Genomic DNA, 25,577 nt, shown 5'->3' on the forward strand with positions numbered 1-25,577 from the left:
TCATAAAGAAAGACAGTTATCATGAAGAACACGAAATTAATTACCATGTTATGCCTAGGGGCATTAATCGCCTGTTCACCGTCGAAGAAAGGACTAGAGCCGACAAGCGAACAGGTTTCGCCGAGAGGACGTTTAATAGAGAACCTACGTGCGATTCCACAAAAAGGAATCATGTTCGGACATCACGATGATACGGTTTATGGGATCGGATGGGAATTTGACGAAGGAGGCTCAGACGTGCAAAAAGTATGCGGCGATTATCCGGCCGTTATCAGCTTTGATCTTGGAGAGATCGAACTCGGAGGAGATAAAAGCCTTGATAAAGTACCTTTCGAGAAAATACGCAAGGAAATCATCAACCAATATAACCGGGGAGGCTTGGTATCTTTAAGTTGGCATCCCCGTAACCCTAAAACCGGAGGGGACGCTTGGGACGTATCAGACCATGCTGTCGTGAAATCGATCCTTCCGGAAGGGGAGAACTATGAGAAATTCCAAAGTTGGCTAGGCAAAGTGAATGATTTCATCCTTTCCTTGAAAACAAGCGATGGCACCAAGATTCCCGTCCTATTCCGTCCTTGGCACGAACACACCGGAAGTTGGTTCTGGTGGGGACAGAATTTATGTACCACGGATGAATACAAAGCGCTATGGCGAATGACCGCCGATTATCTAAACGCTCACGGAGCAACAGACCAGATCGTATACGCTTATTCCACAGGTACAGAGCCGCAGGATCAAGCGTCTTATCTGGAACGTTACCCCGGACATGACTTGATCGACGTCCTAGGCTTCGACGCTTACCAACGGGAAGATAAGGATTTCTTCTTGAAAAGCATGGATACCAGTCTTTCCGTAATAGACAGCATAGGCAAAGCCAACCATAAGATCATAGCGGTCACGGAGACCGGCTACGAAGGGATACCAGACTCCACATGGTGGACGGGAACCCTGCTGCCTGCCATGGAGAAATATCCGGTCGCTTATGTATTGGTATGGAGAAACGCCCGTGAAAAAGTCACTCACTTCTTTGGCCCTTATCCCGGACAAGCCTCTGCCGAGGATTTCAAGAAGTTCTTTGAAAATCCGAAAACATTGTTCGCCTCCGATATCAACCTATATAAATAACATCATACATAACCAGATAAATCACGTCATATCCAGTTGTAGAGACGGGGCGTGCCTCGTCTCCCACCATCTGATAATATCATTTAAAGCAAAAACATCATGGAACAATTTCAAGAAAAAGTAAACGAACTCTTCGCTAAACACGAAACCTTGTTAAGCCGGAAAAATATCCCTTTAGAAGACGGAAACGGAATCTTCACCCGTTATCAACACCCTGTACTGACAGCCGCGCATACCCCGATCTTCTGGAGATATGACTTAAATGAAAAGACAAACCCCTACTTGATGGAACGCATCGGCATGAACGCAACCATGAACTCCGGCGCGATCAAATGGAATGGTAAATATATATTAATGGTACGTGTAGAAGGAAGCGACCGTAAATCCTTCTTCGCCGTAGCCGAAAGCCCGAACGGAGTAGACAATTTCCGTTTTTGGGATTACCCGGTAACCATGCCGGACGATCTTGTCCCGGCCACGAATATTTACGACATGCGCCTAACCGCTCATGAAGACGGCTGGGTTTACGGAATCTTTTGCGCCGAGCGCCATGACCCGAACGCAGCTCCCGGAGATCTATCCTCGGCAACCGCCACGGCAGCTATCGCCCGGACAAAAGACTTGAAAAACTGGGAACGTCTCCCGGATTTAAAGACCAAGAGCCAACAACGTAACGTCGTATTACACCCGGAATTCGTAAATGGTAAATATGCCCTTTACACCCGCCCCCAAGACGGATTTATCGACGCGGGAAGTGGCGGTGGTATCGGATGGGCCTTGATTGATGATATCACGCACGCCGAAGTCAAGGAAGAAACCATCATCGACCAACGTCACTACCATACGATCAAGGAAGTGAAAAATGGCGAAGGCCCCCACCCGATCAAAACACCGAGAGGCTGGTTACATCTCGCCCATGGCGTACGGGGATGCGCCGCCGGATTACGTTACGTGCTTTATATGTATATGACCGCATTGGAAGATCCCACGAGACCTATCGCCACACCCGCCGGCTATTTCATGGCTCCGGAAAATGAGGAACGGATCGGCGATGTATCCAACGTTTTATTCTCTAACGGATGGATCGCGGATGAGGATGGAACCGTATATATTTACTACGCATCCTCCGATACCCGTATGCACGTGGCTGTATCCACAATCGATAAATTGGTAGATTACTGCATGAACACTCCGGCCGACGGGCTGACTACGACCGCATCTGTCGAGACGCTGAAAAAGCTGATCGATCGAAATCTTCCACTCCTGAAATAACCTACAAAAACCACTCATATGATTAAACTAACAGAGAAGATAGGCTACGGTTTCGGGGACATGGCATCGTCCATGTTCTGGAAACTGTTTGGCGCTTACTTGATGATTTTCTATACGGACGTATTCGGATTACCGGCAGCAGCCGTAGGTACGATGTTCTTGATAACTCGTATATGGGACTCGGTCTTTGACCCGATTGTCGGCGTCGCAGCGGATCGTACGCAAACACGCTGGGGAAAATTTCGCCCTTATTTGCTTTGGCTGGCGATCCCGTTCGCCGCTATCGGAGTGCTCACTTTCACGACTCCTTCTTTCGGACAAACAGGTAATTTGATCTATGCCTATATCACCTATTCCTTGATGATGATGGTGTACTCCGCTATAAACGTGCCTTATGCGTCCCTGCTTGGAGTAATGAGCCCGTTGCCACAAGACCGCAATACCCTTTCTACGTATCGAATGGTATTCGCTTATATCGGTAGCTTTATAGCTCTGTTGCTATTCATGCCGATGGTGCGTTTCTTTAGCGGAAATAGCGATGAATTGGCGGATCAACAACATGGATGGACCCTAGCTGTCGTAGTTATCGCTATCCTGTGCGCCATTCTCTTTTATGGATGTTTCGCATGGACAAAAGAACGGGTAAAACCGATTAAAGAGCAACAAGGCTCGTTAAAAGATGACTTGAGAGACCTATTGTGCAACAAGCCTTGGTGGATACTATTGGGAGCAGGTGTCTCCGCTCTGGTTTTCAATTCCATCCGCGACGGGGCTACCGTATATTATTTCAAATACTTTATCGTTGAGGAAGCCTATGCCAATGTATCTCTTTTCGGAGTCTCCTTCGTCTTAAGCGGATTATATCTGGCGGTAGGACAGGCGGCCAATATTGTCGGCGTGATCTTAGCCGCTCCATTAAGCAACCGGATCGGAAAGAAAAGAACCTATATGGGCTCCATGCTGATCGCCTCGGTCTTAAGCATCCTCTTTTTCTGGCTCGACAAGACGGATCTAGCCCTGATATTCACGTTCCAAGTGTTCATCAGTATTTGCGCCGGTAGTATTTTCCCCTTACTTTGGTCCATGTACGCCGATTGCACGGATTACTCAGAACTAAAGACCGGGAACCGTGCCACAGGATTGATTTTCAGTTCCTCGTCTATGAGCCAGAAATTCGGATGGGCGATCGGCACGGCTATCACAGGCTGGCTGCTCGCTTTCTTCGGATTTCAGGCCAATACCGTACAAAGCGAGGAAACGATTAGCGGAATCAAGATGTTCCTCAGTTTCTTACCGGCCGTAGGTACGATCCTGTCCGTTGTATTTATCGCTTTCTATCCGCTTAGCGAGACAAAGATGAAGGAAATCACCGCAACATTAGAAACCAAAAGAAAAGAAACAAATGAATAAAATCACCGAAGATTTACAAAACGAGGTTCAATGGGAGCTAGAGAACAATATCCTCCCTTTTTGGATGAACCGAATGATTGATAATGAGTATGGTGGTTTCCATGGGCAAATCACGGGAAACGGCCAACGAGTCGTACATGCCCCTAAAGGCGCCATCTTGAACGCCCGTATCCTATGGACATTCTCCGCCGCATACCGTTTATTACGAAAGCCGGAATATCTGGAAACGGCGACCCGTGCCAAACGCTACCTTATCGATAAATTCTACGACCAAGAATTCGAGGGTATTTACTGGGAATTAGACTATACCGGTCAACCCGCGCAAACCAAGAAGCAAATCTACGCCTTAGGATTCGCTATCTACGGATTAAGCGAGTACAACCGGGCTACCGGAGATAAAGAAGCGTTGGATTATGCGATCCGTCTCTTCAAGGCAATCGAACAATATAGTTTCGACCCGGAAAAGAACGGTTATATGGAAGCCTTTACGAAAGACTGGAAACTGATAGAGGATATGCGACTCAGCGACAAGGATGAGAATGAGAAAAAAACAATGAATACCCACCTGCATATCCTCGAACCTTATACCAACTTGTACCGGGTATGGAAAGACGAGCACCTCAAAAAACAACTCCGAAACTTGATCCTGATTTTCACCGACAAGATTTTGGATCACCGTACCTATCATTTAAACCTCTTTTTCAACGAGGATTGGGAAAGCAAATACCGTATCATCTCCTACGGTCATGATATAGAGGCATCTTGGTTACTGCATGAGGCCGCTATCGAATTGGGAGACAACGAGATCCTTCAGAAAGTAGAGCCTTTGGTTCAAAAGATAGCGATAGCGGCCGAAGACGGGTTATTAGCGAACGGTAGCCTCATTTACGAGTATCACCCGAATGAGAAGAAAGCCGACACGGACCTGCATTGGTGGGTGCAAGCCGAGAATGTAGTGGGTCATTTCAACTTGTATCAACATTTCGGAGATGAGCCTGCCTTAGGCACAGCCTATACATGCTGGAAATTCATTCAGCGTTATTTGATCGACAAGGAACAAGGGGAATGGCATTGGAGCGTATCGCTCGATCACAAGATCAATCGCGAGGATGACAAGGCCGGTTTCTGGAAATGTCCCTATCACAACGGACGGATGTGTATGGAGATTATCGAACGACTTGCCGGCGAATAACCGTCCGGCAGACCGCCTGCCGGCTCTTTTTTATCAGATTAACAACCGTCGGAAGCTTCCGACATCAAAAAAACAAGCGATATGAACAAATTCTATTGGATGGCGATCGGCCTCCTTCTCGGTTTGGTGAACCTCCGGGCCGAGATCAAGCTGCCAGCTTTGGTAAGCGACAACATGGTACTCCAACAAGCCACTAAAGTACGGCTCTGGGGAAATGCAACCCCAAATTCAAGCCTGAAAGTCCGTAGTTCTTGGGACAATACGGAATACACGGCCCAAGTAAACGATCAAGGCAGATGGGAAATCTGGGTTCAGACGCCCTCGGCCAGTTTCGAAAAGCAACAGTTAACATTAGAGAATGGGCAAGACAAGATTGTCTTGCATGATCTTCTGATCGGCGAGGTATGGTTCGGTTCCGGCCAATCCAATATGGAAATGCCATTAAGAGGTTTCTGGCACTGCCCTATCGAGGGAGGAAACCACGCTATCGCTACATCCGGGAAATATAAGAACTCGATCCGTTACGCTACGATCCAACGGGTCGGAGCCTTGGAACCGAAAGATTATCCGGTAGGTGGCGAATGGAAAGTATGTGATCCGCGAAACGCCCCGGAGTTCGGAGCTACCGCCTATTTCTTCGCGACTCTATTGACCGAGGTATTGAATGTCCCGGTAGGTATCATCAATTGTAGCTGGGGCGGTTCCACGGTTGAAGGTTGGTTGCCCAAAGACATCCTGCTAAATTATAGCGATATCGATCTATCCTTAGCGGGTAACGATGAGAAAATCCATCCGATGCTACAACCCATGATCATGTATAATGGAATGCTGAAACCTGCCAGCAAATATACGGTCAGAGGTTTCCTATGGTATCAAGGAGAGTCAAATGTCGGACACCCGGACTACGCTAAACGCCTAGCGACAATGGTAGAACATTGGAGAGGATTATGGGGACAAGGAGAATTACCTTTCTATCTGGTAGAAATCGCCCCTTACGAATATGGAGAAGGAGACCAAGCCGCGTACCTTCGTGAAGAGCAATACAAAGCCACCCGGTTGATCCCCAATAGCGGTATTGTTTCCACAAACGATCTGGTACAGGATTACGAGAAACGGCAAATACACCCCAAAGAGAAACAAAAGATCGGTGAGCGTCTTTGTTATATGGCTCTAAACAAAACCTATGGTTATACAACCATCGCTTGTGAGGGCCCCCAATACGATCATATGGAAATAGATAAAGATAAAATCATTCTTTTTTTCAAGAATGCGGAAGATGGCTTCAATCGAGATAACGGGATCATTGGCTTCGAGATAGCCGGAAAAGACATGCGTTTCCACAAGGCAAACGCAACTATAGACGCTAACAAGAAAACCGTTATTATCTCAGCTCCGGGCGTAAAAGCCCCAATAGCCGCTCGTTATGGTTTCCGGAATTTCCAAATTGGCAACTTGCAAAACGTACAAGGATTACCGGTGCTTCCATTCCGCACGGATAAATAAAACGACTTAGAAAATAAAACACAATACGTTATAATATTCAAGCTTGTTCATACGTAATGTCTTATTTTCATTTGTAAGACGTATTTAGTTTTTATTTCATTCTATTGTGATAATAGAAATTACCCTCCTAAAGTATTAGTAAACTTAATTCTTCCCATAAAAAAATGGGAGATCTTATTTTACAAGGAATCAGAGACCTCCTCTGATTCCTATTTATTTTTCATTCATATCATAATGTATACAAAAAAATGATAGTTTGTATACAGACCATACTAATACATTGCGCTTTTTTTGCATCTAGATTTACTGAAGGGGGAAATATTTGTATAACAAACTAAATAACAATAATTTCATGAACAAGCTTATTAACAGAATTTCTCCGGAAACATCTGAAAACCGAATCTTACACGCTGGCTTTAGTATCATATTGATGTCAGAGGAAATAACACAAACCTTATCTGGTTTATCCAGCGATATGATTATTTTTATCTTAAGCGGATCCATAACTATATATTCCACTAAAGAAGAAAAGAAAACAATCGGTGAACAGTATATGATCTTTCTAAGATCATTTGAAAATTATACATATGATATCACACTAGGTTCAAAAATCATCATTTTCTTTTTTGACAGTTTAACGATGAATGAGTTACCGTATTACCAACATCCGTACGGAATATTACCTCAACCTATCTCTAAGTGGATAGAGCTGAAAATAGTGGAACCTTTATACGGTTTTCTAGAACTTGTCGGACAATATCTTGAAAATAATTTCCTGAACTACCCTCTGTATGAATTAAAGAGAACGGAATTATTCTACTTATTGAAAAAGCTTTATAGAAAAGAGGAATTAGACTACTTTTTCTATTTATCAAGTACGCATTCAGCAGAGTTTGAGAGACTCATCGCCGAGAATTATATAAAAGCTAAAACAGTAACAGATCTAGCTCAAATGATAGGTTACGGAGTAAATTCCTTTCGGATGAAGTTTAAAAAAGCTTTCGGTATTCCAGCCTACGAATGGCTGATGCAAGAGAAATCCAAACGACTATTGGTCGCCATAGCTAACAGCGAGGATGATTTTAAAAATATAATAGATGAATTCGATTTCTCCTCGCATTCGCATTTCTACAAATTTTGCAAGGCACGCTTTGGATATAGTCCCACGGAGCTAAGGAAAAAACTTAAATCGTTGTAGAAAACACCCCCTATCAGAATATACATTTAAATTGTCAAGTTGTATAACTCCTAATAAGTTATGCTCATTTATCTTTGCCTCATTGATTTTAGACACCTATCCGTATGGATGATCTAATAAAAGATAGTGTATAATGACCACCATATTTTTTTATGTTTTACTATTCCAAATTAAAGACTGGGATAAAATTTGTGAAGAAGAGGGTAAAATGACATCGCCGATAATTTGCTATATTTTGCTAGGGGTTATCTTATTCATAATCTTGATGCGTATACTTTCCATATTGCAGTTTTTGCGATTGAAGCGGAAGGTAAAGAAACGTATTTCCCCGAAACACGATAAACCTTCCTGTAAATAAAGCCTCAACCCGCTTACATACATTAATAATTAAAGGAAGAACCAATTCGCTTCTTTCTATGTTTATATAGGAAAAGCGTTTAGATCATGGGCTTCAACATTCCTTACACAGACAAAAAGCGGGTCGTAATTATCGGGGGCGGATTTGGAGGGTTAAAACTAGCTGAGAAATTGAAAAAGAGCAAGTTTCAAGTAGTCTTAATCGACAAGAACAACTATCACCAGTTTCCTCCCTTGCTTTATCAAGTAGCGTCCTCCGGCTTAGAATATAATGAAATATCCTTTCCATATCGAAAGATATTCCAGAAGAGAAAGAACTTTTACTTCCGGTTGGCAGAGGTATATGGCGTCAATCCGAAAGGGCATACCATTCAAACCTCCATCGGCGAATTGGAATATGATTATCTTGTAATCGCCGCTGGAACTATCACCAACTTCTTTGGAAACAAAACGATCGAGGAACAGTCTCTACCCATGAAAACGGTAGAAGAGGCGTTAGCTTTACGAGACACCTTATTAATTAATTTAGAGAAAGCGACTACTTGTACGGACCCGGACGAGAAGCAAGCTTTGCTAAATATAGTTGTTGTAGGTGGAGGGGCTACAGGTGTAGAAGTATCCGGCGCTTTATCCGAGATGAAACGGTTTGTTTTGCCGAAAGACTATCCGGATCTAGGAAACTTTCATATGAATATCTATCTGATAGAAGGGTCCCCTAAATTACTAGGGGCCATGTCTCCGGAAGCCTCCTCCAACGCTAAACGCTTCCTTGAGGATATGGGCGTTAACATCATTCTTCAGAAGCGTGTCGTGGACTATAAGGATGGGAACGTTTTCTTAGATGACGGACAAACCATACCCACTAGAACCTTACTTTGGGTAAGTGGTGTGAAAGCGGTGCATTTCGATCATATCGAAGGAGAACTCTTGACCCGGGGGGAACGGATTATCGTCAATGAATGTAATCAAGTAAAAGGCTTATCCAATATATTCGCCATAGGAGATGTCTGCTGGATGGCAGAACCGGATTACCCGAACGGACATCCGCAAGTCGCTCAGGTAGCGATTCAGCAAGGTGAGTTATTAGCCGAAAATCTACAACGGATCGAGGCTCTAAAAAAACCGAGACCTTTCCATTATAAGAATTTGGGAACTTTAGCTACTGTCGGCAGGAATAAAGCGGTTGCCGATTTAAATAAGGTGAAATTACACGGATTTACGGCATGGTTGGTTTGGATGCTCGTACATTTACGTTCCATCTTAGGAATCAAGAATAAGCTAATTGTACTGATCGACTGGATCTGGAATTATTTCACGTACGACCGTTCCATGCGTTTCATCTTGTTCATCCAAAAGCACAAACAAGATGGAACACAGGGCACGGAACCTACTTTATAAACGATAAGTCAACGTAAGCCAAGCTACCCGGGCATCACGATTGCGCTTTTGCGTCATTTCTAAGTTCGGGGCATCAATAATCGTTGTTTCTTCTAAACTATCGAATATATTGTTGATACTTAAGTTCGCGCATAATTTACGATTGAGGAAATATTGAGAGAGACCGGCATTTACGCTATAACGGCCTTTGATCTTACCTTGAGGCGTAAGCTGGTCGGAAACGTAGAAGCCGTCTACCTGAAAATCCGTAGTTGGCGTAATACTTACGTTTACATTCCCCTTAACATCCCAGCAAACCAAGGATTTCTTCTCGCCATAGCCTATCGTACGCCCATCGATCTCGTCCCGATAGATATCCCCGGAGAAACCGACCGTCAAGATACGTACCGGATTCCAGCTACCGGACAAATCGGCTCCGACTGCTTGGCTATGTCCGATATTCTCTTTCTTCCAAACCGTCTCGTCATTTACTTGGCTAGCGACCTCCATGATACGATTCGTACGATTCCGGTAATAAATAGCCGGAGTCAAACGAAAACGGGGAGCCGAAAACTGATATCCTAGCTCTACGTTATGGATAAACTCATCCTTCAAGCCCGGATTCCCCTGTATGATATGGGTAGGATCACTGTTATTCAAGAAAGAGCACAAATAGCTGCCATTCGGACGAATCACCCGTTGCTGATAACTCAAGCTTAAACGATTGCTCTTATTCACCTCATAAGTAAAACGGGCACGAGGATACAAATGAAAACGAGAACTCTTGTTCTCTTTGCCTTTTATCCCCTGCCAATAAGGGTCGTTGATCCAAGAAGGGCTAAACTCATTCATCTTAAAATGACTAAATTCCGCCTGTATCCCTATCTCCGCGTTAAAAGCGCCCCAATTCTTAACCACGTCCGCATAGATCAAATTCAGATAACGGTTGAAATCGTAATTATACGATTTCGCCGGACTTAACTCAAAACTACCGTCCACCTTATCAAAAGCAGCCGTCAGATAATCCTCGTTTCGCGCACGACCTATATAACCAAGCTTGAAATCCCAACCATCGATCTCCTGCCCATATCCAAATCCCCAGAAATAATTATGTTTCGTATGGTCGATAGATTGGTTATCCTCCAAGACGATATTCCCGTTTTGAGGATTCTCATTCTTGAAATCATTATCCTCATCATACGAGAAATTATTATAGTTGAATACGGTATAAAAACCTTGATTCTCCGAAATCTCATGGTTCCAATACGCTTCGGCGGCATAAGCTTCCTGGCGCTGGTCGTTATATCGGTTACGGATCACGTACTTCATTTGCTCCCCTTTCGGGTTGAATACCCGGTTGTTAATGCGTCCATACCGGCTATAATCCATCAAATGATACAGGCCATGCACGGTGATCCGGTCTTTCGCGGAAAGATCATAGTCTACTTTCATATCCGCCACATGTACGTCCGGACGAGCCGTGGCATTATTATTCATCTCCGTCCGGTTTTTAGCGGTCGCGGTCGATTTGCTGAAAGATCGTTCCCGGTATTCCCTCCTATAATTGTATTTTGCGTTGATATGGAATTTTCCGGGATGCAAATTCAATACCGCTCCCGCGTTATATCGCTCATTCCATCCCGCCCCAAGCGTAACATATAGAGGGGAATCTCCCGTTCCATACATACGAGGCACCAGATTGAGTATGCCCACATCACCATCCGGCACCGCATTAATCGGAGGAAATGCCCCTAATGAGATCTGGTTAAAGAACAGGGCGGGAAGTTGGATCAGCACGTCACCGCTATATTCTTCCAGCAAACCGTAAGGAACTCCATCGACAAGCATCCCGACATTACCGGAGCCCCTGTATGTAACGGCTCCTTCCATATCGGTTATGACAGAAGGCAATTGGCGAAAAGCATCCGCCGCCGTATTGGTAACGCTACTCAAGTTATTATCTACCCGCAAGATTTTCATCCCGCCCCTCTCGCTCAACCCGGCGAAACGGGTACCCTGAATCTCTATATTCCGGATCGTAAGCGTCGTATCGGCAGGAGTCTGCGAGAATACCGGCATAGCCAATAGAGCGGCCAATGGAAGAAGTAAAATTTGTCTCATATCATTATCTATGGTTTATAAACAAAAAAAGTCTGTATGTTCAACGCATACAGACTGTCCTCAAAACTCGTTTACTGATTATTATTCAGCAGGAGCAGCTTCTACGGCAACAGAGTCAGTAACCTCGACAGCTACAGAATCAGTAGCAGCAGCATCCTCTTCTACTACAGGAGCTTCCTCAACTACAGTAGCCTCTTCTGTTTCAGCAACAGATTCGGTAGATTCAGCAGATTTGTTGCCACAAGATGCGAATGATACAGCTGCGATAACAGCAGCAAATGCAACTAACTTTTTCATTTTGTTCTTAATTTAAACGGTCTATAATATCTTGTTGTTGTAAAACGATGCAAATGTATGTATTAATCATATATGTTGTACAACATAAGACGTTTTTTTTTGAATTATTTTCTACCGCTTTTACAATATGCTGAATATTAGCTGCGTTTGCTTTCTATTTATTTATCAATAATTACTGTACAGGTAACGCTTAATGCTTTTCTTCGGTGTTTTCTCGAATTCTGTCGGATACAATTGTATCTCCGAGATCGTTTCGTAAGGAGCCAGGAGCTTGTTCAACTCTATCCTATTTTGTTCCATGATAACTGGAAGATCCGTATGCGAGATACCCGTACTATCCACCGTATCGTAATCCGGATACACCATCCCGATCAATTTCCCGTTTTTCTCCACGACCAAACTCTCCATCACGAATGGCAAATTGTTCAATTTGGATTCAATCTCTTCCGGATAAATATTTTGTCCGCTAGCGCCCAAGATCATCGTCTTGCTACGTCCACGTATAAAAATACGGTTGTCATGATCGATCGTACCCAAATCACCAGTCCTTAGCCAGCCATCTTCCGTGAAGACATTTTGGGTTGCCTCATCATTCTTATAATAGCCTTTCATTACGTTCTCGCCCGATACTTGAATCTCGCCTACCTTATTATAAGGGTCTTCCGAATCGATACGGACTTTCATGATCCCTTTCAAGATCTGTCCGCAAGAACCGGGCACATACTCATTATTATGGTCATAACTGATCAACGGGCCACATTCCGTCATACCATAACCGATCGTGAACGGGAATTTGATCTTATACAAGAAATCCGTTACTTCTTGATTCATGGCGGCGCCCCCCACGATCACTTCACGGAAACGTCCTCCCAAAGCATCCACCAAATGTTTACGGATCTGGGCATAGATACGTGAATCCAACAAGGGAATATTCAAGGCCAACTTCAAGGTTCGCTTATTCAACTGAGGAAGGATCATCTTCTTATAGATCTTCTCCAAGATCAGGGGAACCATCAAGATCAAGTTCGGCTTCACCTCCTCGAATGCCTTTAATAAGATTTTAGGAGACGGTACCTTACCTAATAAATAGACATGCACACCGAATGCCATGGGTACCAATAAATTGAAAGCGCAACTATAGGCATGGGCCAGAGGCAGGAAACATAACTCACGTTCACCCCGGAACAATAGATCCAGTGTCCGGGCATACGTCACGTTTCCGGCTAAATTATTCCCCGTCAACATAACCCCTTTGCTAAATCCGGTCGTACCCGATGTATAGTTGATCTCTACCACCTTGTCATTATCCAGCTCAGCGTATTTGATATCCTCTTGGGTGAAGCCATCCGGATATTTCTCGGTCATCTTCTCATCCAGCGATTTCATCAACTTCTGAATATTCTCTCCATCCCGTTGATGCAAGCAACGATAATCGGAAAGAGAGAATACGCCGCGAACCTCCTCAATCTTATCTTCCTCCAAAGAATCCCAAATCCGGTCGCTAACAAACAAAAAGACAGATTCCGAGTGGTTAATAATATGATGTACATCATTCGGATTAAAGTCCTGAAGAATAGGCACGATAATCGCCCCATAAGTAACAACCGCCATATAAACAATGCACCAACGGGAACTGTCTTTACCAATCAACGCGATCTTGTCTCCACGACGGACTTGACACTCATGGAATAAAAGATGAATACGCGCGATCTCCGTCGCCACATCACCGAAAGTAAAGGTCTTACCTTTCCCGTAATCCGTTAATGCCGGCAAGGCCCAGTTTTACTTGAAACTCTCCTCGTAAATCTTGATGAAATTCTCTTTGATCATAGCACACGTTTATGAAATTCGCGTAAAAGTAAAAACAAATCCTTACTTTTGCCATGATATAACCTATAAATTTAAAATAAGAATGAAAAGAATCACTCTCGCATGGGCATTGACCCTCTGTAGTTTTATGACATTTATCGCCTGTTCATCCCCAGATGTTGGAGAAAGAAGCGTAAGCATTATCCCCGCTCCGGCCCAAATGACAGTAGGCGAAGGCACATTCACGATTCATCCCGGCATTGAGATCGGTTATGCGGACGAATCCTTAAAGGGTATGGGCGAGTTGCTATCTAACGAGATAAAAAAGCTATCCGGCATCAAGCTGGCTTCCGCCTCAGACAAAGAATCGAATTGCATCATCTTCCTCGAGTTGACAGATCCGAAAGAGTTCGCCGACCTGCCAAAAGCTTATGGATTGAGTCCGAAAGATAGTGTCCCCGTAGATGAGTCTTACTCCCTCTCCATCCAAAAGAGAAACATCTACATCAAGGCCACTACCCTAGAAGGTATCTATCGAGGTATCACTACCTTGAAACAAATCGTGGGTGGTAATTTACAACCCGGAGGCGAGAAGATTTATCTACCGCTACTGGAAGTGAAGGACTCACCTCGTTTCGCTTGGCGCGGACTTTCTTTCGATGTATCTCGTTGCTTCTTCGATCCCGAGGAAGTGAAACAAGTGATCGATATGGTCGCCTTATATAAGATGAACGTACTGCATATGCATCTTTCCGATAACCAAGGTTGGCGTATCGAGATCAAGAAATATCCCGAGCTAGCGGAAATAGGAGGTCAACTTCCCAACAACGGCAGAAAAGGTGGCTATTATACGCAAGAGGAATTCAAGGATCTCGTGAATTACGCGAACGAACGCTTCATCACGATCATCCCGGAAGTAGATATCCCGGGGCATACAGCTGCCGTATTCGCCGCCTATCCGGATTTCAAGAATGCGGTTAAATTCAAGACCAAGGTTAACATCCCGGGGCAGGCCTTCAATGCGCTCGACGTAGACGATCCGAAAGCGATGCAATTTACGGAGGATGTTATCGCGGAGCTAGCCGCTTTAGCACCCGGAAACTACATTCATATCGGAGGCGACGAGGCGATCGGCTTACCCCATGATAAGTTCGTCCGTTTTATAAATAAGACACGGGAAATCGTATTGAAGAATGGAAAGAAAATGGTCGGCTGGCAAGAAACCGCCCGTGCGGATATCTCGGAAGGCGATGTCATCCAGCACTGGATTTATCTGAAGCAAAAAAGCGAGGACTCTTCTAAGAAAAAAGATAATATACCTGCCGAATATAAAGAGATCATGGCCTTATTCGCCGAATTCATGAAAGAGGCACCAAAAGATCCGGGACTTGGTATATCCAAAAAAGCGAAAGTGATTCTCTCGCCGAGCGGTTACGTTTATCTGGACCATAAATATCTGGAACCAAGTGCGGACTCCACCCAAAACGCGGAGCAAGAACGTCTGGGCATGGCCGCCTATGAGAAACAAACGATCCAAGAAATGTACGACTGGGACCCGATGACCTTCAACCCCACTGTAGAGAATCCTCAAAAAGATGTAGCGGGTATAGAAGCCGCTATCTGGTGCGAGACGATCACCAATTTCAGAGATCTGCAATTCCTGTTAATGCCCCGTTTGGCTGGTGTCGCCGAAAAAGGTTGGTCCAAAGTAGAGAACACACATTGGGACGAATATAAAGTAAGACTTGGCGCGCAAGCCCCCTTATGGGAAAAGGCCGATTGGAACTATTTTAAATCATCCTTAGTGGATTGGAAATAACAGTACAAAATTTTCATAACATTACGAATATTTCGAAATAAATTAAATATCTTTGTCCTATTAACTTTAGGACAAAGATATTTTTATGAATAAATGGCTTATTATATTTGCGATATTACTAACCGCTTGTACCGGCACAAGCGAGAAATCAGAGGAATGTATAACAATTGACCTAGCAACTCATATACCCGGAAAACTCATTTGAACTTCCCGAAGAAGCCTATTTCACTCCCAAATACATCTCAAACGACAACCGTTACCTAATCGATTGGGAGCAACCCGAGAATGATAACAATCCGGTATTAATCTTAGTGGAGCCCTAGTTGCCGTATTTCCTCTATCGGCACAATAAACAAAACAAGGCCGCAGCAAGGACTATTCGATAACAAGTCTTCATAAATAATGTTGCTTGACTGTATCTATTCCTTAGTTCACGGCATGGTTTTTACAGACCACGTCATGGTTTATACAGACCACGACGTGAATCGCACAGACCACGACGTGGTTTGTAGAATATATCCAATAGTAAAGAAGAATAGATAGGCTTCCGGAAAACTATTTATGCAATAGTAAAGAGTTTTTAAGTCCATCTCAATCCGAACTCTTTACTAATCCGGGCTTAATTAGTACCTTTGCACTCTAACTAAATCGAAAATGATAGATCAGACCGTATTTAACAATAAAAAGGCCGCTTATTATACGCTGGGTTGCAAACTAAATTTCGCGGAGACCTCTACCATTGGAAAGCTATTAGCCGAACAAGGGGTACGCAAGGTGCGTCCCGGGGAAAAAGCGGATATATGCGTGGTGAATACTTGCTCCGTAACGGAACTGGCCGATAAGAAGTGCCGGCAAGCGATCCGTCGGATCAGCAAGCAACACCCCGGTGCCTTTATCGTGGTGACCGGTTGCTACGCACAGTTGAAGCCGGAGGAAGTCTCCCATATAGAAGGCGTGGACTTGGTTCTTGGCGCCGAACAGAAATTAGAGATCCTTCAATATCTGGAGAACCTGGAGAAGAAAGAACACGGAGGAACTGTTATCGCCTCACAAAGCAAGGATATACGTTCCTTCTCCCCTTCTTGCTCGGCCGATGACCGTACACGTCATTTCTTGAAAGTACAAGATGGATGCGATTATTATTGCTCCTATTGTACCATTCCTTTCGCCCGTGGAAGAAGCCGGAACGGGACGATCGCCAGCATGGTGGAACAGGCGCAGGAAGTCGCTCGTAAAGGAGGTAAGGAGATCGTATTGACAGGCGTAAATATCGGGGACTTCGGCAAAAGTACCGACGAGACCTTTATCAACTTAATCCGGGCTTTGGATGAGGTAGATGGAATCGTACGATATCGTATCTCTTCCATCGAGCCGAATCTGATTACCGACGAGGCCATAGATTTCGTGGCCCATAGCAAACGTTTCGCTCCTCATTTCCATATCCCTTTACAAAGCGGCAGCGATGCTGTCTTGCAATTAATGCGCCGCCGTTACGACACCGCTCTTTTCCGTCATAAGATCGAAAAGATCAAGGAAATAATGCCGCATGCTTTCATTGGCGTAGACGTAATCGTTGGAACCCGTGGCGAGACAGACGAGTACTTCGAGGAGGCCCGCCAATTCATCGATAGCTTGGATATAAGCCAACTGCACGTGTTCAGTTATTCGGAACGCCCGGGTACCCAAGCGCTGAAGATCGATTATGTAGTAGACCCAAAGACCAAACACGCACGCAGTCAACAACTCTTGGATATCTCAGACCAGAAACTTCATGCCTTTTATGAGGCCCATATCGGACAAGAAGCGAATGTCTTATTCGAACACACCAAGAAAGACGGCAAGATGCACGGTTTCACCGAGAACTATATAAAGGTAGAAATCCCTTATGATGCCGCTTTGGTCAATGAGACCCGCAAAGTCGTACTAGGCGGCTGGAATGAGGATCGCACCGCATTAATAGTCAACAATCAATCATCAACCGTCAACTGAGATGTGGGATAAAATACAATATGCCTTTCTTTATAGCTGGGTAAAAGTACACGCCTTACTCCCCATGCGGGCTTTATACGTGTTATCAGACATCCTATATGTCCTTATCTATAAGATAGCCGGATACCGGGTAAAAGTAGTGCGCCGTAATATAACCGCCTCTTTCCCGGATAAGTCCAAGGCGGAATTACGCCAATTAGAACGCCGGTTCTATCATCATTTCGCCGATTATATCGTAGAAACGATTAAACTAGCCCATATCTCTCTGGATGAGATACAACAGCGTGCTTATCTGAGGAACCCGGAATTGGTTGACCAACTTATGGCGAAAGGCCATACTTGCTTCATCCTCACGATGGGGCATTATGGCAACTGGGAATGGTTTTCCGGTTCGACCACTCGCTTTGAGGACTCACGCATCTATCAGATATACCGTCCGTTAAACAACAAGGCCTTTGATAAGCTATTCGCCGATCTCAGGACACAGTTCGGTTCTTTCGGCATCAAGAAAAACGATACGATACGGGATATCATCAAGTTAAAACAAGACAAAACCAAATCTGTCGTCATCTTCTTGGCGGACCAGACACCCAGCAAGGCCAACCTGCATTATTGGACCGAGTTCCTTCATCAAGATACAGCCATATTAACCGGTCCGGAGCGTATCGCACGCAAACTGAACCTGCCTGTAATCTTCCTCGATACCCAAAAGGTAAAAAGAGGATATTACACCGTAGACATGAAGCTGATTACGGAGAATCCCAAAGAGACTCCAGAAAATTACATCACCGAGCGATACGCACGACTTTTAGAGAAAATGATCTTGCGTGATCCGGCCTACTGGCTATGGACCCATAAACGTTGGAAACATAAACATGAGCAACAAGGATGAAAAAAGTAGCGATTGTCATCTTAAACTGGAACGGAAGAAAGCTAATGGAGGAATTCCTTCCTTCCGTCGTATCCAACTCTCCGGAATGGGCGGAGGTTATCGTAGCAGATAACGGTTCTACCGATGACTCGATCGAGATGTTGAAAGCAAAATTCCCCACGGTCAGCATTATCTGCCTCGACCGGAACTACGGATTTGCCGAAGGATATAATCAAGCGCTCAAAAGGCTCGACCATGAATATTGCGTTTTATTAAACAGCGACGTAGAAGTTACTCCCAATTGGTTAGATGCCCCGATTGCCACTCTCGACTCTGATCCGTCAATCGCTTGTGTCCAACCCAAAATACGGGCTCAACGAAATAAAGAATACTTCGAGTACGCGGGTGCGGCCGGAGGATACATTGATAAATACGGCTATCCATTTTGTCGGGGGAGAATCTTGCATATCGTGGAAAAGGACGAGGGGCAATACGACACTCCCGCCGATATCTTATGGGCGACAGGAGCCTGCTTATTCGTTCGTACGGCTACGTATAAGGAAGTCGGGGGATTAGATGCCGGATTCTTCGCACATCAAGAAGAAGTCGATATGTGTTGGCGTTTACGTTCACGGGGATATCGGTTGGTATGCGTCCCACAATCCATCGTTTACCACGTCGGTGGAGCCACCTTGAACGCGGAAAGTCCCCGCAAGACTTTCTTGAATTTCCGGAACAGCTTATTGATGCTTTACAAGAATTCGCAGGAAGACGATTTAAGGCATGTGATGCGTGTCCGCTTTTGGCTGGACTATATCGCCGCCGCGAAGTTCCTGATGGAAGGACATTTCGCTAACGCGAAAGCGGTTTATGAGGCACGGAAAGCCTATCACCAACTCAAACCGGAATATACGCCTAAGCGTAAAGAGAATCTGGAGAAAAGAACACTGAGCACCATCCCGGAACTTATGCGGGACAGTTTAATTCTGGCATTTTATCTAAAAGGGAAGAGGACATTCAAAGCGATAAAGGATAGACGATAAAGAAACCGGCCTTCTTACTTCCCCCAAGGAGAAAAGAAGACCGGTTCTCAAAAAATATATAAGATTTTAAGTATCAATCCCTGTAAAATGGATATCAAAAAACCACCCGATAAAAAAAGAAATCCCGGGAGAGAGCCAATGCCGATAAATAAGACAGGTCAAGTCTCTGCAACTTCAAAATGGTCTTTTCACTAACGGCACGTTTCGATGTCTTGGCGATCCCGGTATATACCTCATGAAAAGGAAAAGCTTGCTCCACAAGTTGCTCTTGTACAGCTTTATTATAGGCGGCACGCAAGATTCTCATATAAAATGAGCTACTATTCTTACTCACTCTCCTTCCCCATAGCCATTTCTCATATTTGCAAGCCGTATCGGAGTCTAATGCGGTGAAAGATATATCACAATTCTCTAAAAAAGAGGAAAAGCTGTTCAATGTTCGTAAATAATTACGGGAAGTACTGAATTGACCGCTATCATGAAGGAGCCCAATCTCTTTTCTCAAATAGTCCAACATTCCGGTTTCAGTTTTTGGAGATCGGCAACTAACACTTAATTATTTCGACGATATTCGGTTGGAGTGACCCCATAGCTTTGTTTAAAAGCCGTACTAAAATAACGAGCGCTAGAAAAACCGACACGGTCCGCTACTTCCTGAATACTCATATCCTTATGAGATGAAAGCAACCGAGAAGCCTCGACCATACGAAACCGAATCACATAATCACCAACCGAGACATCCGACAAATGACTGAACTTGCTATAAAGCGTCGTTCTACTCATCGCCATCGCAGAGGCGATAAAAGGCACATTCAAATCCGGATTACTCAAGTTCTCCCGAAGCAACGTATTCAATTTACACATGAATTGTTCGTCCGCATTGCTTGTCGCATCCTCTTTTGGAGAGAATAGACAACCGGACTCACGATAACGCACACGAAGTAGGTCTCGCTGTCTCAATATATTCCGCAGAATCACCAACAAGGAATCTATATCAAACGGCTTCGCCAAATAGATATCCGCCCCTGATTTATACCCCTCTACCGAACTTGCTTGATCCACCCTAGCGGTCAATAAAACCACAGGAATATGGCTAACCGCTACGTCGTTCTTGATTCGGTAACACAGCTCAAAACCATCAGTCCGAGGCATCATGACATCACTGATTACAATATCCGGCTGACATTGCCCCAAGATTTCCCAAGCCTCTTCCCCGTCTCCGGCTACAAAAACCTCCTTAAACTCTGCCTGCAAGACACCGAGTAAGTAGTTACGCAACTCTATCTCATCTTCAACCACCAACAATGTATATTTAGCAAGCTCCGTATCTACCTGTACTCCGCACACATCTGTTTCCGGCATGTCAGCGCCCTTCACGCTTAAATCGATAACCCTATCCGGTTCCGCAGAAACAAACGCTTGCGTGAAAGGAAGGTCGAAATAGAATGTGGCACCTACATCCTCATTATTGTAAGCACCTATACTTCCGCCATGCAACTCTATTAGTTTCCGGGCATAAGCCAACCCGATCCCACTCCCTTTACGGTCGTGTTCACCTTGGTAAAAACAGGTAAAAAGACGGTTTATATCCACATGTCTCAATCCGATCCCCTGGTCCGCAAGGAAAACCCGCACATTCTTATCCATACGCTCCGTACCAATGACCAATAAGGTATCCGGATCGCTGAATTTCATCGCATTTATCAATAAATTAGATAAAACGACACGGCATTTGGAAGTATCAAAGGGTACTTTCTCTACTGAAGCATCCAACTGGAACCGCACAGAAATCCTACGGGCTTCGAATTCCATGATAAAATCATCCGTTACCGATCGTATCCAATCGTTAAGATCGTAAAAACGAATATCCATAACATCGCCGTTCGTATCAGACTTCTGAGCATCGAGCACCATATCGACGATCTCCCGCATCCGGCAAGTCTGCAACAACAAACCATCCAATTGCCGGGATACATCTTTATCCGTCACCTTTCCGGATTTCAGCAAACGTTTGAGCGGAGCATAGATCAAAGTAAGTGGCGTACGTAATTCATGGCTGATGTTCACCATGAAACGGACTTTTTCCTCATAAAACTTTCGTTCATGTTCTTTCATAGCCCAAGCAAGTTTCCGTTCTTTGCGTCGCATAACAGACCAGATCATCCCTCCAATTGCCGCAAACACAATCACCCCCATCGCGATCAGAAACCAAGCGCGTCTCCACAAAGGAGGCTCCACATCTACTGCCAATAATCTCAAAGGAACACTCCAGTCTCCATTCTTCTTGCTATAGGAAACCCATAATTCATAGTTGCCCGGAGAAAGCGCCGGAAATGTAAATGCATGGCTTGAAGTCTCCAACAACTCCTCACGGTCTCCCTTGATGTAAAAACGGAATAATTTCTTCCGCATCAAATCCTTCTCTTTCACGATAACACTTAACCCAAAAGAAACATAATCCCACGGAATGGAAATAGCCTGTTCCCCGGATATACCATCGGGATGAATCGGAGCCCCATCTAAAGCCAAATTAATCATGCTTACAGAAAAATCCTCTTCCTCATGAATGTCATAGTCGGGCCGTATCCTAACCAGCCCTTCCACCCCAGAAATATAAATATTACCGGAAGAAGCCTCAAAAGCAGGTTCCGGAAGAAACTCACGTGTAAAGACACCGTCAGATTCCCCAAAAACGATTACACGCTTCTCATCCGGTACATACGCATACAACCCTTCATGAGTACTTATCCAAAGGCGATCAGAACGATCAAACGCAAGAGACGTTACCCCAATAAAACGATCCTGATCAACCGTGTCCAATCTTTCCGAGAGACGGTCATAAACATATAGACCGGAAGATGTCCCCAACCAAAAACGGTTATCTTTATCTTGTTTTACCGCAAGTATCGTACCGATATCCTCATTCCTCACAAATAACGGACGTAGTTGCTTATGCGGGATATCCAACACATACAAAGCTGCGGAAGAACTTATGTAACAAGAATCGCCTTGTATGAAACGGGGTGCAAGCAAACTTTGCGGTAACAGATCTTCCGGTAAAGACTCAAATTGTTGTTTCCGCCGATTATACACAGACAAATGATTATCGGATAAAAGACAGAAACGGTCCTCGTCTAAAGGAAATAAACGAATCGAATTACCTCGTAAGAATAAATCCTTTCGCACATGTCCCCAATTTAACAAAAACTCCCGGCATTCTCCTGTATTTTTATTAAAATGATAAAGCCCTACACCAAACAAAGATAACAACAATTCCGAATCACTATACGGCATGATAGACACCACCTTCATCCCCGCAGTCTGAGGATATTTCCGGAAAGTCTCTTTTTGCGGATCAAACAAATCAAGACCTCCCCCATCCGTTCCTATCCAGATTTTCCCATCACGATCTTCATACATGGAAGTGACCGACTGAAAACTCAAACCGTAAGAAGCCCCGGGAGGAGCATCCCGATAAGTCGTCATAAAAACAGGTTTGATGCCGATCAATCCTCCCCTGATACTGCCCGCCCAAACATTATCCTCATCATCGATATACAGACAGGCGAAAGAATTTACCGGCAACGAATGGCGATCGCCCGGAAGATGCATAATCGCTCTTACGGTCTTATTTTTGTAATTATATATATTGATACCACCTCCGTCCGTCGCCAGCCAAAGTTCGCCATCTTTCTCGCACATATCTTGCACGATATTATGAGTCAATCTCTCCGGGGTTTCCAAATGCTCCTGCAATCTCCCCTCTCGATCATAACAAAAAACACCTTTATTATAGATAGCCACCCATATTCTCTTGAATGAATCTATATACATGGAGGGGATATTCCCTTTGGGGATAAACGGCACACGTTCCATATCTCCGGTGTCTAGCGAATACCACCAAAGCCCTTTTTCCAGAAAAGACAGTATGACTTTCCTCTCTTTCTCGTCATACAAATAAACATAATTAGGCGAAAATTCAAACGGACTTTCCTTGAACTTACACCGGATCATTTTCTTTTCCGCATAGGAATAACAAAAAACACCTTGCTTCCCTAAAAAATAGATTCCTTCCGGCATGAGGAGGCTACAAGCAGCGACCAAAGGTTGACCGTCTATTTCCTGACGTACAAATTTTCGAGTACCACGATCGAAATATGCCAATCCGCGACTAGTTCCTACCCAAACATTCCCCTCCGCATCTTCCTCTAAAAAAACAATATCATTATAAGGAAGAGAATTCGGATTCTCTCTCTCCTCCTGATAAACGGTTATTTTTTCCCTATCGAAACGATTCAACCCAAACCGGGTACCAATCCACATAACACCTCTTTCATCTACCAGTACACATTTTACGGAAGACTGCGATAATCCGTTTTCCAAAGAAATTTGTTTAAAATAATACTTAGGAGCTGCATAAAGAGACTCCGCTAAACACACAAAAAACAGCAATAGATATAATTGTAAAAACCTCCAAAATACTCGCATAGTTGTATATCACCCATTGTTCGGCAAAAATACTAAATCGTCCGAAATATAAGGCTTGCAGAGTATAAAAAAACGTTTTTTGAATTTTCACGGACGATTTTGGACCCAAGAAAATATCCTTAAAGCATAGATTTGCAGCAAATGAAAAATTAAACAAAAAAGCATATCATTAAAAATTATTCTTATGTTACGTACAACGGGTATATATTTTATTATTTTGGTTATGATACTTGTAAAATGTTTCCTTCCGGGCGAAAAACCGGAGATCATTCCTTTCCCCTTGCAAAGTGTATCAGACAAAGGTGATTTCACATTCAACAAGGCAACCCTCATCAGTGTAGAAAATGAAAAACAGGCTATGATCGCTCGGGAGTTGACCGATCTATTCACGCTTTCCGCCGGATTCACCCCGGAAATAAAAATACAAGACAAACGAGCCAATATCATATTCCGCACAGACAGAGAACTAGCGGCCGAACATTATAAACTGAATATAGCCCCCTCTTGTATTCTAATAAAAGCATCCGGACAAAAAGGTTTCTTTTACGCAATGCAAACCTTACGTTTTCTGCTTCCTCCAGCAATAAACAGCCAAACTCAGGTAGAGAATATTCAATGGAACGTACCGGGAATGACCATACTAGATGGCCCCCGATACAGCAATCGGACCGTGGCTATACACACACCTTTCACTCTCATCTCGAAGGATAATCTCAAAGAATTGATCGATCACCTAGCCATGTTAAAAATAAACAGACTTCATTTCACACAAGAAGTTCATGATACGACACCTGAAGGACAGCAAAAAATGAAGGATATGAACCTGTATGCTAAATCCAAGAAGATCACGATCTCAAACGGAACAACACACACCCATGATATCATATCGTATCTCCCGTTCCAAGCAGAGCGACTTATCTGGAAAGCAAATATCTCCGATTGCGATGAGGATAAAAAAAGGTTATTCCAATATTTAGCGCCCATCGCAGAAAGAAGCTGGTCTGGTAATTTGTTAGCCCATCGCCTCACGCAAGATATCGATCAAGATGGGCTTCAATCCGCTTACGAAACATTCCACGGCGATCACCATCAGTATCAATCCCATCAAACGCATCATCACGTTATTTCCAGTCTCTCCCAATATACGTACCAGCCGGGTAGAAGCTTGCAAGATCAAGAATGTGATAAAATAGACCAATGCGATTATTCCGATCAACGTACCCTTTAAGGTGAATGTCGAAGCGTCATCCATAAGCATGATTGCGTTGGCGATCGCTCCCGGACCGCACAACATCGGGATCGCCAGAGGAGTAATGGATATATCATCCGCATAGGTTTTCACCTCTTCCTCTTTCAACTTTGCGTTGGAATAGCGTGCCTGAAGCATATCAAACCCGATCTTGAAGATAATAAAGCCGCCAGCTATGCGAAAGCCGTTTGAGGAGATACCAAAGAACTTAAACAGGAACTGACCGGAGAAAGTAAAAACCATCAAGGTGATGAACGACACGATCGTGGCCCTTCGGACAATCGCTTTCCGCTCATGCTCATTCATGCCATTGGTCATGGTCAAGAAAACCGGCATCGTACCGAGTGGATTGGTCAACGTAAAAAACGAAGTGAAACATAATAGGGCGAAAGGTAACAAGTCTTCCATATCAATAATTTTTTAATTGGCTAATGTGCCAATATGCCAATTAGTT

17 protein-coding genes and 1 pseudogene are annotated in these 25,577 nt (G+C 44.1%); 12 read left to right on the forward strand and 6 right to left on the reverse strand.

Annotated elements, in window-relative coordinates:
* The first annotated feature begins 21 nt into the window (after positions 1-21).
* The 7 genes from DWX33_RS12610 to DWX33_RS12645 all read left to right on the forward strand — a co-directional run bounded on the left by DWX33_RS12610 (position 22) and on the right by DWX33_RS12645 (position 9,458).
* Entirely contained in the window at positions 22-1,128 is a 1,107-nt protein-coding gene (locus tag DWX33_RS12610) for a glycoside hydrolase family 26 protein (RefSeq protein WP_122380499.1), read from the forward strand.
* 99 nt (positions 1,129-1,227) lie between these two features.
* Positions 1,228-2,400, forward strand: coding sequence for a glycosidase (locus DWX33_RS12615; RefSeq protein ID WP_121773093.1), 1,173 nt, complete (start codon positions 1,228-1,230; stop codon positions 2,398-2,400).
* Between the two features lie 18 nt (positions 2,401-2,418).
* On the forward strand, positions 2,419-3,810 hold the full coding sequence (locus tag DWX33_RS12620; RefSeq protein WP_122380500.1) for an MFS transporter: 1,392 nt from the start codon (positions 2,419-2,421) through the stop codon (positions 3,808-3,810).
* A complete protein-coding gene (locus tag DWX33_RS12625) occupies positions 3,803-5,002 on the forward strand; it encodes an AGE family epimerase/isomerase (protein WP_122380501.1) in 1,200 nt (399 codons plus the stop codon). Before DWX33_RS12620 ends, DWX33_RS12625 begins: the two co-directional genes overlap by 8 nt.
* 81 nt (positions 5,003-5,083) lie before the next feature.
* Positions 5,084-6,505 carry a sialate O-acetylesterase gene (locus tag DWX33_RS12630; protein WP_122380502.1) on the forward strand — a complete coding sequence of 474 codons (1,422 nt, stop codon included), beginning with the start codon at positions 5,084-5,086 and terminating at the stop codon, positions 6,503-6,505.
* A gap of 352 nt (positions 6,506-6,857) precedes the next feature.
* Positions 6,858-7,703 carry an AraC family transcriptional regulator gene (locus tag DWX33_RS12635; protein ID WP_008774465.1) on the forward strand — a complete coding sequence of 282 codons (846 nt, stop codon included), beginning with the start codon at positions 6,858-6,860 and terminating at the stop codon, positions 7,701-7,703.
* A gap of 444 nt (positions 7,704-8,147) precedes the next feature.
* Positions 8,148-9,458: an NAD(P)/FAD-dependent oxidoreductase gene (locus DWX33_RS12645; protein WP_005865574.1), complete on the forward strand. Its 1,311-nt coding sequence runs from the start codon at positions 8,148-8,150 to the stop codon at positions 9,456-9,458.
* Here the strand turns inward: DWX33_RS12645 and DWX33_RS12650 are convergent.
* From DWX33_RS12650 to DWX33_RS12660, 3 genes are all read right to left on the reverse strand, one after another.
* A complete protein-coding gene (locus tag DWX33_RS12650; RefSeq protein ID WP_122380503.1) occupies positions 9,453-11,558 on the reverse strand; it encodes an outer membrane beta-barrel family protein in 2,106 nt (701 codons plus the stop codon). The two genes, DWX33_RS12645 and DWX33_RS12650, sit on opposite strands and share 6 nt — an antisense overlap.
* Before the next feature lie 81 nt (positions 11,559-11,639).
* The gene (locus DWX33_RS12655; RefSeq protein WP_005855187.1) at positions 11,640-11,855 is read right to left on the reverse strand and encodes a hypothetical protein; all 216 of its coding nucleotides are present in this window, start codon (positions 11,853-11,855) and stop codon (positions 11,640-11,642) included.
* 165 nt (positions 11,856-12,020) lie between these two features.
* Complete coding sequence (locus DWX33_RS12660) at positions 12,021-13,628, reverse strand: AMP-binding protein (protein WP_233570177.1); 1,608 nt, start codon at positions 13,626-13,628, stop codon at positions 12,021-12,023.
* A 139-nt stretch (positions 13,629-13,767) separates the two neighbouring features.
* On the opposite strand from DWX33_RS12660, the gene DWX33_RS12665 reads away from it, so the two are divergent.
* The 4 genes from DWX33_RS12665 (at position 13,768) to DWX33_RS12685 (ending at position 19,386) form a co-directional block, all read left to right on the forward strand.
* Entirely contained in the window at positions 13,768-15,483 is a 1,716-nt protein-coding gene (locus DWX33_RS12665) for a family 20 glycosylhydrolase (RefSeq protein WP_122380504.1), read from the forward strand.
* A gap of 654 nt (positions 15,484-16,137) precedes the next feature.
* Positions 16,138-17,472 carry a tRNA (N(6)-L-threonylcarbamoyladenosine(37)-C(2))-methylthiotransferase MtaB gene (mtaB, locus tag DWX33_RS12675; RefSeq protein ID WP_122380505.1) on the forward strand — a complete coding sequence of 445 codons (1,335 nt, stop codon included), beginning with the start codon at positions 16,138-16,140 and terminating at the stop codon, positions 17,470-17,472.
* 1 nt (position 17,473) lies between these two features.
* A complete protein-coding gene (locus tag DWX33_RS12680) occupies positions 17,474-18,364 on the forward strand; it encodes a lysophospholipid acyltransferase family protein (protein WP_122380506.1) in 891 nt (296 codons plus the stop codon).
* The gene (locus DWX33_RS12685) at positions 18,361-19,386 is read left to right on the forward strand and encodes a glycosyltransferase family 2 protein (protein ID WP_122380507.1); all 1,026 of its coding nucleotides are present in this window, start codon (positions 18,361-18,363) and stop codon (positions 19,384-19,386) included. Before DWX33_RS12680 ends, DWX33_RS12685 begins: the two co-directional genes overlap by 4 nt.
* 94 nt (positions 19,387-19,480) lie before the next feature.
* Here DWX33_RS12685 and DWX33_RS12690 read toward each other — a convergent pair whose 3' ends face one another.
* Complete coding sequence (locus tag DWX33_RS12690; protein ID WP_233570178.1) at positions 19,481-19,903, reverse strand: phage integrase SAM-like domain-containing protein; 423 nt, start codon at positions 19,901-19,903, stop codon at positions 19,481-19,483.
* 35 nt (positions 19,904-19,938) lie between these two features.
* Entirely contained in the window at positions 19,939-23,874 is a 3,936-nt protein-coding gene (locus tag DWX33_RS12695) for a two-component regulator propeller domain-containing protein (protein ID WP_122380508.1), read from the reverse strand.
* A 223-nt stretch (positions 23,875-24,097) separates the two neighbouring features.
* Here DWX33_RS12695 and DWX33_RS12700 point away from each other — a divergent pair.
* Positions 24,098-24,460 (forward strand): annotated as a pseudogene (locus DWX33_RS12700) (glycoside hydrolase family 20 zincin-like fold domain-containing protein); the annotation flags it as partial.
* A gap of 426 nt (positions 24,461-24,886) precedes the next feature.
* Here the strand turns inward: DWX33_RS12700 and DWX33_RS12710 are convergent.
* A complete protein-coding gene (locus tag DWX33_RS12710; RefSeq protein ID WP_008774483.1) occupies positions 24,887-25,531 on the reverse strand; it encodes a MarC family protein in 645 nt (214 codons plus the stop codon).
* Positions 25,532-25,577: the final 46 nt, after the last annotated feature.

The sequence above is a fragment of the Parabacteroides sp. AF19-14 genome (assembly GCF_003635485.1).
Lineage (GTDB): Bacteria > Bacteroidota > Bacteroidia > Bacteroidales > Tannerellaceae > Parabacteroides > Parabacteroides distasonis.